This is a genomic window from uncultured Parasphingorhabdus sp. (genome assembly GCF_963975555.1).
Classification (GTDB): Bacteria; Pseudomonadota; Alphaproteobacteria; order Sphingomonadales; family Sphingomonadaceae; genus Parasphingorhabdus.
This window is the reverse complement of the sequence record NZ_CAXBHH010000003.1, coordinates 191,634-205,034: the sequence shown is the minus strand read 5'-3', so window position 1 is coordinate 205,034 and position 13,401 is coordinate 191,634. Positions and strand designations below refer to the sequence as shown.

At 55.8% G+C, this 13,401-nt stretch carries 15 protein-coding genes; 9 read left to right on the top strand and 6 right to left on the bottom strand.

Annotation, left to right across the window (positions count from 1 at the left end; all coding sequences use genetic code 11):
- Positions 1–3: 3 nt before the first annotated feature.
- From AAC060_RS08990 to AAC060_RS08975, 4 genes are all read right to left on the bottom strand, one after another.
- Complete coding sequence (locus AAC060_RS08990; RefSeq protein ID WP_339825193.1) at positions 4–816, bottom strand: helix-turn-helix transcriptional regulator; 813 nt, start codon at positions 814–816, stop codon at positions 4–6.
- Positions 817–937: 121 nt separating this feature from the next.
- Complete coding sequence (locus AAC060_RS08985) at positions 938–1,171, bottom strand: biotin/lipoyl-containing protein (protein WP_339825190.1); 234 nt, start codon at positions 1,169–1,171, stop codon at positions 938–940.
- Between the two features lie 7 nt (positions 1,172–1,178).
- A complete protein-coding gene (locus AAC060_RS08980; protein ID WP_339825188.1) occupies positions 1,179–2,180 on the bottom strand; it encodes an alpha-ketoacid dehydrogenase subunit beta in 1,002 nt (333 codons plus the stop codon).
- Positions 2,177–3,160 (bottom strand): thiamine pyrophosphate-dependent dehydrogenase E1 component subunit alpha, encoded by a 984-nt coding sequence (locus tag AAC060_RS08975; protein ID WP_339689073.1) that lies wholly within the window; start codon positions 3,158–3,160, stop codon positions 2,177–2,179. The genes AAC060_RS08980 and AAC060_RS08975 overlap by 4 nt, the downstream gene beginning before the upstream one ends.
- Positions 3,161–3,616: 456 nt before the next feature.
- Between AAC060_RS08975 and AAC060_RS08970 the strand changes: the two genes are divergently transcribed.
- The 3 genes from AAC060_RS08970 (at position 3,617) to AAC060_RS08960 (ending at position 7,068) form a co-directional block, all read left to right on the top strand.
- Complete coding sequence (locus AAC060_RS08970; RefSeq protein WP_339825186.1) at positions 3,617–4,618, top strand: NADP-dependent oxidoreductase; 1,002 nt, start codon at positions 3,617–3,619, stop codon at positions 4,616–4,618.
- An 86-nt stretch (positions 4,619–4,704) separates the two neighbouring features.
- A complete protein-coding gene (locus tag AAC060_RS08965; RefSeq protein WP_339825184.1) occupies positions 4,705–5,916 on the top strand; it encodes an acyl-CoA dehydrogenase family protein in 1,212 nt (403 codons plus the stop codon).
- Between the two features lie 12 nt (positions 5,917–5,928).
- Positions 5,929–7,068 carry an acyl-CoA dehydrogenase gene (locus tag AAC060_RS08960; RefSeq protein ID WP_339825181.1) on the top strand — a complete coding sequence of 380 codons (1,140 nt, stop codon included), beginning with the start codon at positions 5,929–5,931 and terminating at the stop codon, positions 7,066–7,068.
- A 16-nt stretch (positions 7,069–7,084) separates the two neighbouring features.
- Here the strand turns inward: AAC060_RS08960 and AAC060_RS08955 are convergent, their stop codons facing one another.
- Entirely contained in the window at positions 7,085–7,465 is a 381-nt protein-coding gene (locus AAC060_RS08955; protein ID WP_339825178.1) for a nuclear transport factor 2 family protein, read from the bottom strand.
- An 84-nt stretch (positions 7,466–7,549) separates the two neighbouring features.
- On the opposite strand from AAC060_RS08955, the gene AAC060_RS08950 reads away from it, so the two are divergent.
- The 6 genes from AAC060_RS08950 to AAC060_RS08925 all read left to right on the top strand — a co-directional run bounded on the left by AAC060_RS08950 (position 7,550) and on the right by AAC060_RS08925 (position 12,582).
- The gene (locus tag AAC060_RS08950) at positions 7,550–8,320 is read left to right on the top strand and encodes an SDR family oxidoreductase (protein WP_339825176.1); all 771 of its coding nucleotides are present in this window, start codon (positions 7,550–7,552) and stop codon (positions 8,318–8,320) included.
- Between the two features lie 83 nt (positions 8,321–8,403).
- Positions 8,404–8,817: an OB-fold domain-containing protein gene (locus tag AAC060_RS08945; protein ID WP_339825174.1), complete on the top strand. Its 414-nt coding sequence runs from the start codon at positions 8,404–8,406 to the stop codon at positions 8,815–8,817.
- A complete protein-coding gene (locus AAC060_RS08940; RefSeq protein WP_339825555.1) occupies positions 8,817–9,965 on the top strand; it encodes a thiolase family protein in 1,149 nt (382 codons plus the stop codon). Before AAC060_RS08945 ends, AAC060_RS08940 begins: the two co-directional genes overlap by 1 nt.
- Positions 9,966–9,973: 8 nt before the next feature.
- Entirely contained in the window at positions 9,974–11,149 is a 1,176-nt protein-coding gene (locus AAC060_RS08935) for an acyl-CoA dehydrogenase (protein ID WP_339825172.1), read from the top strand.
- A gap of 3 nt (positions 11,150–11,152) precedes the next feature.
- On the top strand, positions 11,153–12,175 hold the full coding sequence (locus AAC060_RS08930) for an NADP-dependent oxidoreductase (RefSeq protein WP_339825170.1): 1,023 nt from the start codon (positions 11,153–11,155) through the stop codon (positions 12,173–12,175).
- 14 nt (positions 12,176–12,189) lie between these two features.
- Complete coding sequence (locus AAC060_RS08925) at positions 12,190–12,582, top strand: limonene-1,2-epoxide hydrolase family protein (RefSeq protein WP_339825167.1); 393 nt, start codon at positions 12,190–12,192, stop codon at positions 12,580–12,582.
- Between the two features lie 2 nt (positions 12,583–12,584).
- Here AAC060_RS08925 and AAC060_RS08920 read toward each other — a convergent pair whose 3' ends face one another.
- The gene (locus AAC060_RS08920; RefSeq protein ID WP_339825165.1) at positions 12,585–13,346 is read right to left on the bottom strand and encodes an SDR family oxidoreductase; all 762 of its coding nucleotides are present in this window, start codon (positions 13,344–13,346) and stop codon (positions 12,585–12,587) included.
- Between the last annotated feature and the right edge of the window lie 55 nt (positions 13,347–13,401).

Sequence of the window (13,401 nt, the reverse complement as noted above, 5' to 3'; positions counted from 1 at the left end):
CCTCTAGTCGGTCGCGCCGAGATATCCCAGCTGGCCGGCCTTGAAGATTGTCTGGCCGCGATTAACGCTGTTGAGCTTTTGTCCCGCCCGGTTGACGTGATAGCGGATGGTCGCATGGCTGAGCGACAGGATCATGCTGATCTCCTTGTCGGTCTTGCCGATTGCGGCCCAGTGCAGGCACTCGGCTTCGCGTTTGGAGAGGATGCAATTGGCTGGCATCCGGTGCTTTTCGCGCATCGCCAGGACATAGCCGGTGACAAAGCGGCTGGTGACGATCCCGAAAAAGTCGGAATATAGCCGAAAGGCTTCGGTAAGATCGGAGATTTCATGTTCAAGCGGCGTGAAGCTGACGGCCGCAATCTGGCCGAATGGCAGGTGCACGGGGATCAATATCGCTGATTTGGCCGAAGTGCCTTCGGCGTAAAAATCCTTGAGATCGATTTTGTCGAGATATTCATTCGACCAATGTCCGTGAAAGCCGTCGGCGTTGCACCAGATTGGTTCGCTCTCGTAGCGACAGGCGCGCGGCAGGGGAGAACTGAGCGCCAGGCGGGTGTCCTCCCACCAGCGCTCGCCTTCCGCTACCCAGCCGAACACGTCTTTGTTGATCAGATTGCCGTCGGCATCGACAAGATGTGCCTTCGATGAAATATCAGCCGAAACCGCGATCCGGAAGCCATAAGATTCGGAGATTTTGTGGACCGCTTCGGCAGCCGGACGAATTTCGGCCGGATTGGTAATGGTCACGCTGTCCAGATTTTTCCGAAATCGTTGCCGACCAATTTCGGGAACCACGGCAATAAAATTCTCGGCCATTCAGCTACACTCCTCGCGACGTATGCTATTATTCTTCATCGTGTGTCGCGGTGTTTGGTTTTGCAGTCAACCAAACATTCCTAACGATAGTGATAGGAGTAGCCGAGCCTGGTTGCCTTGTTTATCCAATAGTGCCGATCAATTCGCCTACCGGATATTCTTCGCCGTCCGCCTGGATGATGATCTTCAGTTTTCCGCTTGCCGGCGATTCGACTTCCTGTGTCGATTTCTCATTTTCCAGCGCATAGATTTCCTGACCGGCGGTTACATCTGCACCGTCTTCGACCAGCCATTCTGCAAGAATGCCGGTTTCCATGCTGAAACCCAATTTTGGTATGCGTATTTCTGTTGCCATTATATTTTTACCCTAAGATTTTGTGTACTTCACGTTCGACATCGTCCTGGTTGAACATCCAGGCCTTCTCGATCGCAGGAGAGAAAGGAACCGGCGCATAGCCGGAACCGACGCGGCCAACGGGGGCCTTGAGTTCGGAGAATAGCTCTTCATGGATGCGCGAGGAAATTTCCGCGCCCACTCCAAAATTCCTCACCGCTTCGTGAACCACGACCGCTGCCTTGGTCTTGGCAACGCTTTTCAGCACCGTTTCTTCGTCAAACGGGGCGATGGTGCGAAGATCGACGATTTCGCAGGAGATGCCGTCCTTGGCGAGATTATCCGCAGCGCCATGGCATCTGCTGATACTGCTGCCGTAGCCGATCAGCGTAATATCCGTGCCTTCGCGAGGAACGGATGCCTTGCCCAGCGGTACAACATGGTCCGGCGCAGGGGCAGGGCCCTTGACGAAATAGCCGGGCGTATTCTCGATGAAGATCACCGGGTTGGGATCCATGATCGAGGAATAAAGCAGGCCATAAGCATCGGCTGGATTAGAAGCCGCCACAACCTTGAGTCCGGGGACGTGGGCGAGCCACGCTTCGAGCATGTCACTATGCTGACCGCCGAGACCGGTGCCTGCACCGGTGGTCGTACGGATAGTCAGCGGAACGGTGGTTTGCCCGCCGGACATGAAGCGCAGCTTGGCTGCGTGATTGACAATCTGGTCCATCGCGACGGTGATGAAATTCATCAGCATGATTTCAGCAACCGGTTTGTAGCCGACCATTGCAGAACCAACCGCAGCGCCGACGATCGCCTGTTCGGAAATCGGGGTCGAACGGACACGGTCGGTGCCGAATTTCTCGGACAGGCCGAGCGTCACTTTAAACACGCCCCCGCCTTGCTCGTCCGCGATATCCTCGCCCAGCAGAATGACTTTGGGATCGTCCGCCATTGCTTTGGCCAGGGCCATGTTACAGGCTTGGGCGAACATGATTTCTTTTGGTTTCTCGGCTTTATCGGTCATGCTGCAATCTCCACGTCGAGGACATCGATGCGATATTCATCGCCCGGAGGATAAGGGGCATCGAGCGCGAACTGCGACGCTTCTTCTATGATCGCCGCATTTTTGGCTTCAATCGCAGCGATATCCGCTTCGCTAACCTGAATGTCGAGCAGCTGCTGGCGCAGGATCGGCATCGGGTCATCCTTCTTCGCCTGCTCCATTTCCTCTTTCGGAATATAATGGCTGGTGTCTCCCAGCAGATGGCCGTGGAAACGGAAGGTCATCGCTTCGATCAGGGTCGGTCCATGGCCCGCCCGCGCATATTCAACGGCTTCTTTTGCCGCCGCATACATCGCGCTGGCATCATTGCCGTTAACCTGCACCGAGCGTAGGCCGAGGCCTTCGCCGCGCTGCTTGATCGAATCCGAACTGGTGGCGAAAGACATCGGGGTGTGCTCGGAATATAGATTGTTCTGGCACAGGAAAATCACCGGCAGTTTCCAGACCTGGGCCATGTTAAGCCCTTCGTGGAAGGCGCCGATATTGGTCGCGCCGTCGCCAAAGCAGCAGACCGTGACCTTGCCATCCTTGTCGAGCTGGCTTGCCAGCGCGAGGCCGTTGGCGATCGGGATGCCCGAGCCGACGATGCCCGTGGTAACCATCACCCCGGTTTCGGGATGGGTGATATGCATCGGTCCGCCCTTGCCCTTGCAGGTTCCGGCCATTTTGCCGGCAAATTCTGCCCAGAGGTCTTTGGACGGAATGCCCTTTGCCAGCTGATCATGCAGCCCGCGATAAATGGTGACGAGATAATCCTCTTTGTTCACCGCTGCCATCATCGCCGAGGAAACGACTTCCTGGCCGCGCACGGGATAATAGACGATTTGCAGCTGACCCGCTCCGATCATCTGCCGGAACTTGATATCCGATTGCATGATCAGGTCGGCGCGGGTGAAAATATCAATGAGGACATCTTTGTCCGCCATGTCAGTATTGGCCAAGGCTTTGCTCCTTTGTAATACCGCCCTCTGATGGGGACGCTTTCGTTCAAAACTTCATAGCGCGAGCGGGCTGACTCGCCACTATTGTTATAGGGAGTGAGACGCGAATTTCAGGCCGTTTAATCGAGCGAGCCGCCTAGCCCCATCGATCATGATACCAGTTTCGAACGGAAAGGGTCTATCCGTAAAATCGATCGGAAAAACGCAAGCCGGTGATCGCTCCATAGGCTCTGTCTCCTTATGAAATGGCCGCCTGCAAACGGATAGGCTCCCAACTTGCCCTCTATAATAAGAGCCATTAATTTTCTGCACGTGGCGGCACGCTTTGCTCTGCCAAGAGGGCAGAGTTCTGTCTGCTGCGACACCCTTTTAATCGGTCAGCTATCAAAGCTGGCAGTTCGGTTGATTGAAGGAATCCGTCTAACAGGTTGCCAAGTCTTCCAATGGAGAGAGAAAATGACCGACAACAGGCAATGGCTGATCAATGGACGTCCCAGAGGCCGCGGACTGCTGGCTGATGATTTCAAGAAGGTTGTCACCGAGGTGCCGGAATGTGCCGAAGGTCATGTGTTGGTTAAAAACGAGATATTGGGTTTCGATCCGGCCCAAAAGGGCTGGATGGAAAATATCGGCGGCTATGTTGCCCCTACCGAAATCGGCGAGGTGATGCGCGCGTCCGGGATAGGGACCGTTGTCGAATCGCGGCATCCGGACTTTGCCGCAGGCGATAAAGTCATGGGCATGTTGCGCTGGCAGGATTATGCCCATGTTCGTGGCGGTGATCTGAACAAGGTTCCCGACGATGAATTGCTGGCCGCCAATCTCGGGGCGCTCGGCACCACCGGGATGACGGCCTATTTCGGCCTGCTGAAACATGGCCGGCCTCAGCCAGGCGACACGGTTGTCGTGTCCGGAGCGGCTGGTGCCACCGGTTCGATGGTGGGCCAGATCGCCAAAATTGCCGGATGCCGGACGATTGGCATCGCTGGCGGTGACGAAAAATGCAAATGGCTGACCGACGAAGTCGGCTATGACGTGGCGATCGACTATAAGAATGACGATGTCCGGGCGAAGCTGAAGGAGCATTGCCCACAGTCGATCAACGTCTTTTACGACAATGTCGGTGGCAGCATCCTCAACGATGCGCTCGCCCATCTGGCGATGCACGCCCGTATCACGATTTGCGGCGGTATATCGCGTTACGAACAAGGCGGCTTGCCTGCCGGTCCAGAAAATTATTTCAATCTGATCTTCAAGCGCGCCACCATGTCCGGCTTCATCGTGAACGATTACGGGAGCGAATTCCCGGAAGCGCAGAAACGTATGCGCCAATGGATCAAGGAGGGCAGGATTACCTTCAAGGAAGATATCCAGACCGGTTTTGACAATATTCCTGCAACATTGAATCGGCTGTTTGCCGGCCAGAATTTTGGCAAACAAATGCTCCGTCTGGATTGATGTAGTCGATGTTATCGCTAGTTAAATGCACAGTGCCCGCATCGGATAGGCTGTCATATGACACTGTTGTCACGAGAGGTTAGGTCATGAGCGATCTGGAAAAATTCCGCGCAGAGACGCGGACTTGGCTGGATGAAAATTGCCCCGTAGAAATGCGGGACGGGGATATTACGGCGGAAAACCAGTGCTGGGGCGGACGTCAGTGGGAATTCCAATCCGAAGCGCAGAAACTCTGGTTCGAGCGCGCGCTGGCCAAAGGCTATACTGTGCCAACCTGGCCGACGGAATATGGCGGTGCGGGCCTTTCCTCCGAAGAAGCCAAAATTCTTGATGAAGAGCGACAGGCGATCAACGCACGCAAGCCGCTGAGCAATTTTGGCATATCGATGCTCGGCCCCGCATTGCTTGCTTTTGGTACCCATGAACAAAAAGAGCAGCATCTGACCGGAATTGCCCGCGGAGAAATCCGTTGGTGTCAGGGTTATTCCGAACCGGGAGCCGGATCGGATCTTGCTTCGCTCAAAACCAGATGCGAGGACAAGGGCGATCACTGGCTGATCAACGGCCAGAAGGTCTGGACCTCCAATGCAGATATTTCCGATTGGATTTTCTGTCTGGTGCGCACGGATTTCGACGCCCCCAAACATCAGGGTATCACATTCATCCTGATCGATATGGCGAGCGAAGGCATTAGCGTGAAGCCGATCGTGCTTATTTCCGGCCATTCCCCTTTTTGCGAGACATTCTTCGACGATGTCAAAGTGCCGAAAAGCTATGGCGACAATAATATGTCGGTCGTCGGCGAGGTTAATCGGGGCTGGGATGTCGCGAAGAACCTGCTGGTGCACGAACGCGGGATGCTCGGTACCATGTCGCCGTTGCGGGGAACTACCGGGCCGGAAAGTCTGGGCAAATTTGCCGCAGAACAAATCGGACTGGATGCGGCCGGACGTCTTGACGATCCCTCCCTCCGTCAGCGCATAGCGCAGGCAGAGCTCGACAACTGGGCCTATAATCTGACCGTTGAACGGCTGACCGACGAAGCCGATGCGGGCAATGGCCTCGGGGCGAAATCGTCGATGCTGAAATATGTCGCTTCCGAGCTCACCAAGCGCGGCACCGAGTTGCGTATGGATATCGAAGGCACGACAGCAGCAATCATCGGTGAAGACGGCATCGAATATGGCAGCCTCGCCAACAACTGGCTCTACAACCGGGCCTATTCCATTCTTGGCGGCACTACCGAAGTTCAATTCAACATCATTTCCAAGCGTGTCTTGGGTTTACCGAGCCAATAGGGCGAATTAGTCATGCCGCTGATACTCAACGAAGAACAACAAATGCTGCAGGATGCAGCAAACGGGTTCCTGATAGAAAAGGCACCTGTATCGGCATTCCGTGGCGTTCGCGACGGCAAGCCTGCAGACGGATTCCGTCGTGAACTGTGGACCGAAATGGCCCAGATGGGATGGGCGGGAATCATCGTCGAGGAAGCACATGGCGGCAGTGGTTTCGGCTATGTCGGTGCCGGTGTGCTGGCCGAGCAAATGGGCCGCAATCTGACTGCATCGCCGTTTTTCTCCACTTCCGTTCTCGGCGCGACGGCGATCCAGCAATATGGAACCAAAAAGCAGAAAGAGGAAAACCTGGCCGCTATCAGCAGCGGCGAGAAGCTATTTGCTCTGGCTGTCGACGAAGGCCCGCGACACAATCCGAGCCGAATCACATTTTCGGCCAAACCGGCGGGCAACGGCTTCGTCCTTTCAGGCACAAAAACCTTTGTTGCCGACGGCCATGTTGCCGACAAATTGATCATCGCTGCCCGCACCTCGGGAGAGGACGGCGACGAAAATGGCATCACCCTGTTCCTGGTGGATGCCGATGCACCGGAAATTACACGCGATCAGACGCCGATGGTCGACAGCCGCAATGCTGCGGATATTTCCGTCGACGGTCTGGAAGTCACTGGCGACGACATATTGGGTGAGCTGCATGGCGGGTTTGCCGCACTGGAAGGCATATTATCTGCCGGCCGCGCGGTGCTGAGCGCCGAAATGTCGGGTTCGGCGCAACAGGTTTTCGGAGTCACTACGGATTATCTCAAGGAACGCGAGCAATTCGGTCAGAAAATCGGGTCCTTTCAGGGATTACAACATCGGGCCGCCCATTTGGCGACCGAAATTGAAATGATGAAATCGGCCGTGCTGAAATCGCTGAAAGATCTTGACGAGGATTTTGACAATGCGGGGCTGACCTGTTCACTCGCCAAGGCAAAAACCGGTCAGGTGGCCCAGCTTGCGACACAAGAGGCTATCCAGATGCACGGAGGAATCGGCGTGACCGACGAGTATGATGTCGGCCTCTATTTCAAGCGCGTCCATGTCGCCCAGCAGATGTTTGGCGACGCCGGCTTCCACAGCGATCGCTGGGCAAAAAATTCCGGTTTTTAATCCGTCGCCGAGCGATCTAGGCGGTTCGGACGGTTACGTTGTCCGGGCCAAAATGGGCCGTCATCTTGATCACTTTTCCGGCTGGTTCGAATTCGAATATATCGATGACATCCACGGTGAGGATCTGATTGTCCGGCCGATTGATTTCGGCGCGAAACGGGAAGGCGGCTGCTTTTGCGGAAATGCGCACGGGACCGGTCAGTTCAACCTTGGCGCCGCCGGAAAAGGCATCGATATAAAATTGCAGGATATCATCGCCACGTTTTGGTTCTGTGCCGATCGGGTCTTCGACTTCGGCATCATCGGCATAAATCGTCATCACCGCTGGCATGTCGCCTGCGTTTATCGCGGCCAGATATTGGTCCACAATTTGCTTCATATGTTCCGGCGTCAGCATCGAGCATCCTTTCAAAATAGATTATGTCGGAACTAGAGCGTCGGGGCTCAATAAACCTCTGCTGAATTTGATAGGGAGAAGAATATGTCGGGTCAATTGAAGGGCAAGGTTGCGATAGTGACCGGCGGGGCATCGGGAATCGGTGCTGCGACCGTCGCACGCTTTGTAAAAGAAGGCGCCAAAGTCCTGTCGACCGATGTCCAAGAAGAGCTGGGGCAGTCCGTTGCTGACGAGGTCGGGGCACTATTCATGGTTCAGGATGTGTCCGATGCCCAGGCATGGGATCAGGTGATGGCCAAGGTCCAAAGTGAATATGGGCGGCTGGATATATTGGTCAATAATGCCGGGATCGTGAGCGGCAAGAATATCGAGGATGTCGATCTTGATAGCTGGCACCATTTGCTCGGTATCAATCTGACCGGCGTCATGCTGGGTTGCCAAAAGGCAATTGCCGCCATGAAACAAAATCCCGGTGGCTCTTGCGGTTCGATCATCAATATTGCGTCGACCAGTGCGTTTGCGGCGCTCCCCGGTGATGTAACCTACACGGCCTCCAAAAGCGCGGTGCGGATGTTGTCCAAATCGGTGGCGGTTCATTGTGCGCAGAGTGGATTGAATATCCGGTGTAACAATCTGGTTCCTGGCGCGACTCACACGGCTATTATCGATACCGCCGCGGAGGCTGTCCCCGGCATGGTCGAAATAGCAGCCGCCATGTCGCCAATGAACCGAATCGGGCAGGGCAGTGATCTGGCTGCCGCCGCCGTATATCTGGCCGGTGATGACAGCAGTTTTGTCACGGGCAGCGATCTGCTGGTCGACGGCGGCATGCTGGCGGTGCATCCGGGCTACTGATCCCGGTCCATCCTAGCCGTTTTGGCAGTTATTGGCAGCCGGCTTTCCCTCTTATAGGACTCGCAGAAAAGGGAGAGATCTTTGTGAGCGCACAACCGATTGCCGACAATCTGTTTACCGAGGACATGAACGCACTCATCGGTGCGCGAAACAAGGAAACCGGACAGATATTTTTTCCCCTGCCATTGAATCCGGCTGACAATATCGAGCCGATTGCACTGGCCACGCGCGGAACGGTCTGGACCTATACGGTCCAGCGTTTTCCGCCCAAGCCCCCCTATATCGGGCCCACCGATCCGGAGAAATTCAAACCATATGTGGTCGCCTATGTCAGCCTGCCGGGTCAGACGATGGTCGAATCGCGCTTGACCGGTGTCGAGCCGGACGATGTTAAAATCGGCATGGAAGTAGAGTTTACGGTAATCCCGCTGGATCCCGATGCTCCGTCCGACGAGCAGTTGCTCATCCATGCCTTTAAACCTGTTCAGGGAGAATAATCATGTCAGACGTTTGCATCGTAGGAGCAGGCATTCACCCCTTTGGCCGGACCGAAGGACGCGACGGCATGGACCAGGGAATTTTCGCGGTCAGACAGGCACTGGCCGATAGCGGTATCGAATGGAAAGACGTCGAGTTCGCCTTTGGCGGCTCTGCGGCCTCAGGTAGTGCGGACAATATGGTGTCCCAGCTCGGATTGACCGGTATCCAGTTCATCAATGTTTCCAATGGCTGCGCGACCGGCGGCTCGGCCCTCAACGCAGCGGTGAGCGCGATCAAGTCAGGCGAATATGAAATGGGCATGGCGGTCGGTTTCGACAAACATCCGCGCGGTGCCTTTAACGCCGACCCGTCAGATTACGGTCTGCCCAACTGGTATGGCGAAGCCGGCTACATGCTGACCGTCCAGTTTTTCGGCGCGAAGATCATGCGCTATTTGCATGAGCATAATATCAGCCGGGAAACTCTCGGCAGGGTTGCTCAAAAAGCCTTTCGCAACGGCGTGAAAACCGATCATGCGTGGCGGCGCAGCGAGGTCGATCTGGAAACGATCATGAATGCGCCGATGATCTGCGACCCGCTGACCAAGTATATGTTCTGTGCTCCGGCGGAGGGAGCTGTCGCGCTCATATTGGCAAGCGAGAAGAAGGCGAGAGAATTGGGTGTTCCGATAATCCGCCTCAAATCTTCGGTGATGCGGACGCGGCCAGCTGGATCTTTCGAGGTCTTTGCCGCTTCTATCGATAACGAGCGCGGCGGGACAGCAACTGGAATAGCTTCCAAGGCGGCCTTCGAACAGGCCGGTATGGGGCCGGAAGATATTGATATCGCCCAGCTGCAGGACACGGAATCCGGCGCAGAAATCATGCACATGGCGGAAAACGGCTTTTGCAAGCCCGGCGAACAGGAGCAGTGGCTGCTCGAAGGCCGCAGCGATATTACCGGTCAATTGCCCATCAACACCGATGGCGGTTGTCTCGCTTGCGGCGAGCCGGTTGGCGCGTCCGGTTTGCGACAGGTATATGAAAATGTCGTGCAATTGCGCGGAACAGCGGGCGCGCGGCAGGTGCCTGGCGATCCCAAAACTGCTTACACCCAAGTCTATGGCGCGCCGGGCGTATCTGCCGTAACGATCCTCCAAAGATAGGAGAATCCATGACCAAAGAAATCAGCGCCGAGGCGCATGACATTGCCGAACGGGTGGAAAAATTCGTTCGCGACAAAATTTTTGCCTATGAAAAAGACGCCCGCTGCGAGGACCATGGTCCGACCGACGAACTCGTTCAGGAAATGCGTGTGCTTGCCAGGGAAGCGGGTGTCCTGACGCCGCATATCCGTGAGGATGGCAGCCATTTGACGCATCTCGAAACGGCACTGGTGCTGCGCAAGTCCGGATTGTCCCCCTTGGGGCCGTTGGCGGTGAATACATTCGCGCCCGACGAGGGCAATATGTATCTGCTCGGCAAATGCGCCTCGCCGGAACAGCAGGAGCGTTTCCTCGAGCCATTGGTTTCCGGCAGAGAGCGTTCCGCGTTTTTCATGACCGAACCGGCTAGTGAAAATGGCGCGGGTTCCGATCCGATGATGATGCAAACGACCGCAGAACCGGACGGCAATCACTGGGTGATCAACGGTCGCAAGACATTCATCACCGGCGCCAAGGGTGCAAAGGTCGGGATCATCATGGCGAAATCCGCCGAAGGCGCGACCATGTTCCTTGTCGACCTTCCCGATCCGGCGATCAAAATCGAACGGGTACTGGATACGATCGACAGCTCGATGCCGGGTAGCCATTCGGTTGTGCAAATCGACAATCTTCGCGTTCCCGCAGACCAGATGCTCGGCGAGAGCGGGGAAGGTTTCAAATATGCGCAAGTGCGACTGTCGCCGGCTCGTCTGACTCATTGCATGCGCTGGCTTGGTTGCTGTGACCGGGCGCAGGAAATCGCGATTGACTATGCGTGCAAACGGCATGCGTTTGGCAAGCCGCTTATTGATCACGAAGGTGTCGGTTTCATGCTGGCGCAGAACCAGATCGACCTCAAGCAGGCCGAACTAATGATCGACTGGTGCGCCGGGGTACTTGATACAGGCGATCTGGGAACCACTGAAAGCTCGATGGCGAAGGTCGCTGTTTCCGAAGCCTTGTTCCGAATCGCCGATAATTGCGTGCAGGTCATGGGCGGCACGGGACTGAGCAAGGACACGGTGGTCGAACAGGTGTTCCGCGAAGTGCGCGCTTTCCGCGTCTATGACGGTCCGACCGAAGTCCACAAATGGTCGCTCGCCAAGAAAATCAAGAAATCACATAAAATCGCGAATGAAGGATAATATATGACCACGAACCGCAAATTCACGCTCGTCAGTCGTCCGATTGGTGCACCCAAGGAAAGCGATTTCGCGCTGGTCGAGGAAGATTTGCCTGAACTCTCAGACGGTTCGTTTCTGGTCCGCAATCATTATATCTCGCTTGATCCGGCCCAGCGCGGCTGGATGAGCGATGCGGAAAGCTATATGCCGCCAATCGCATTGGGTGCAGCGGTTACGGCGAGCAGTGTCGGCAGAGTTGCCGAGTCCAAAAATCCCGATTTTCCGGTTGGGCAATGGGTTGTCGGTCTCGGCGCGATGGAAGAATATTCGATCGTTCAGGCAGGCGGGTTCACGTCGCCGGTGGATGCTTCTCTGGTTCCTTCGCCGACCAATTTTCTGTCCGTGCTCGGTGCAGTCGGGATGACCGCCTATTTCGGTATGATGGATGATGGCAAGCCCAAGGCAGGCGAAACCTTGCTGGTAACCGGAGCCGCCGGTGCGGTCGGTTCGCTGGTCGGCCAGATTGGCAAGATCAAGGGCTGCCGCGTCGTCGGTATTGCCGGTGGCGCTGACAAATGTCGCCGCCTGATTGACGATTATGGTTTCGATGCAGCTATAGACTATCGCGGCAAGAGCCAGGCCGATCTCGAAAAGGAAATCGCGGCGGCAGCCCCCGATGGTGTTGATATCATCTGGGAAAATGTCGGCGGCGAGATTCTCGATGCCGGGATTACCGCGATCAATGAATATGGCCGCGTCGTATTATGCGGATTGATTAGTGAGTATAACAGCCCTGAACCCGTCGGTATTCGCAATCTCTGGTATCTGATCTCGCGTCAGGCCACGATCAAGGGCTTCCTCGTTCGCGATTATCCGCCTCGGTTCGCCGAAGGGATTGCCGAAATGGGCCAATGGCTCGCCGAGGGCAAGATCAAGCATGACGAGGATATCGATAAGGGAATCGAAAATAGCTATGCGGCCTTCATGAAGCTCTTCTCTGGCGCCAACCAGGGCAAGATGATCCTCGATGTCTCGCCTTCGGAATAAAGGGGAAACCGGTTATGTCTGACAGCAAGCAACAGGTTCTGGATTTCATCAATGCCTGGAACCGGCTGGATTATGATGCGATCTATGCTGCCATGGCGGACGATATTTTCTACCATAATATCCCGATGGAGCCCTGTGTCGGCATTGGAGCGGTCAAAGCGTTTTTTGACGGCTCCGGCATGGGCTCCGACGGGGCGGAATGGATCGTGCACCATATTGTTGCCGAAGGAGACACGGTGTTGACCGAGCGTACCGACAAGTTCCGGGTCAACGGCCAGTGGATTGCCATCCGCGTGATGGGCACGTTCGAAATGCGCGATGGCAAAATCGCTAAATGGCGGGACTATTTCGATCTCGCCGAATTCCAGAACCAGATGGTGGCCGCTATGGGCGCGGCCGCCTCCTGAGGTCAGGCGGGCTTATACAGCGCGCCATTGTCGACCGGATATTCACCGGCGGTCATGAAGCGCGATTCATCGCTCGCCAGATAGACGCATAAAGCCGCGACATCATTGGGGTGGCCCAGGTCACCGATCTTTATCATCCCGGTTGCGGGTGTTTCACCGCCCTCCGCACCGACGGAATCCTGCCGCACCATCGGCGTGTCTATGCCGGCGGGATGCAGGCTGTTGCAGCGGATTGGATAATCCTGTTCCTTGCAATGCAAGGCCACGGATTTGGTCATCGACCGGACACCGCCTTTTGCGGCGCTATAGGCGACGAACGGGGAATAGCCCTGCAAGGCCGCCATCGAACTGAGGTTGATGATCGAGCTTGGCTGGTCGTTGGCTTTCATCGCCTTGACCGCAGCGCGGCATCCCAGAAAAACGCCGTCAAGCATGATTGAGCTATGCTTGCGAAACTGGTCAAGGGTGCAATCCTCAATGGTCCCGGGAATTACCAGACCGGCGTTGTTGACCAGAATGTGAGGCGTTCCGAAAACGTCGATCGTTGCCGCAAATATTTCGTCCCAACGCTGTTCCTCGACAACATCCTGCTGCAGCGCGACAGCGTTGACACCTATTGCGTCGGCCACTTTGGTGGCGCCTTTCAAATCGATATCGGTCAGCACGACCCGGGCGCCTTCTGCAGCAAATGATTCGCTGATCGCTTTTCCGAGGCCGGAACCCGCTCCGGTCACGATGGCAATTTTCCCACTGAGGCGGCCCATTATATTTCTCCCGTGCTGGATGATTAGATCTCCATAGGCCTTGCGTTCCCGCTCC

What these genes read in the sequence shown, in the direction of transcription:
- AAC060_RS08990 (WP_339825193.1), bottom strand. Translation starts at nt 816, where the DNA reads ATGGCCGAGAATTTTATTGCCGTGGTTCCCGAAATTGGTCGGCAACGA.
- AAC060_RS08985 (WP_339825190.1), bottom strand. Translation starts at nt 1,171, where the DNA reads ATGGCAACAGAAATACGCATACCAAAATTGGGTTTCAGCATGGAAACC.
- AAC060_RS08980 (WP_339825188.1), bottom strand. Translation starts at nt 2,180, where the DNA reads ATGACCGATAAAGCCGAGAAACCAAAAGAAATCATGTTCGCCCAAGCC.
- AAC060_RS08970 (WP_339825186.1), top strand. Translation starts at nt 3,617, where the DNA reads ATGACCGACAACAGGCAATGGCTGATCAATGGACGTCCCAGAGGCCGC.
- AAC060_RS08965 (WP_339825184.1), top strand. Translation starts at nt 4,705, where the DNA reads ATGAGCGATCTGGAAAAATTCCGCGCAGAGACGCGGACTTGGCTGGAT.
- AAC060_RS08960 (WP_339825181.1), top strand. Translation starts at nt 5,929, where the DNA reads ATGCCGCTGATACTCAACGAAGAACAACAAATGCTGCAGGATGCAGCA.
- AAC060_RS08955 (WP_339825178.1), bottom strand. Translation starts at nt 7,465, where the DNA reads ATGCTGACGCCGGAACATATGAAGCAAATTGTGGACCAATATCTGGCC.
- AAC060_RS08950 (WP_339825176.1), top strand. Translation starts at nt 7,550, where the DNA reads ATGTCGGGTCAATTGAAGGGCAAGGTTGCGATAGTGACCGGCGGGGCA.
- AAC060_RS08935 (WP_339825172.1), top strand. Translation starts at nt 9,974, where the DNA reads ATGACCAAAGAAATCAGCGCCGAGGCGCATGACATTGCCGAACGGGTG.
- AAC060_RS08930 (WP_339825170.1), top strand. Translation starts at nt 11,153, where the DNA reads ATGACCACGAACCGCAAATTCACGCTCGTCAGTCGTCCGATTGGTGCA.
- AAC060_RS08925 (WP_339825167.1), top strand. Translation starts at nt 12,190, where the DNA reads ATGTCTGACAGCAAGCAACAGGTTCTGGATTTCATCAATGCCTGGAAC.
- AAC060_RS08920 (WP_339825165.1), bottom strand. Translation starts at nt 13,346, where the DNA reads ATGGGCCGCCTCAGTGGGAAAATTGCCATCGTGACCGGAGCGGGTTCC.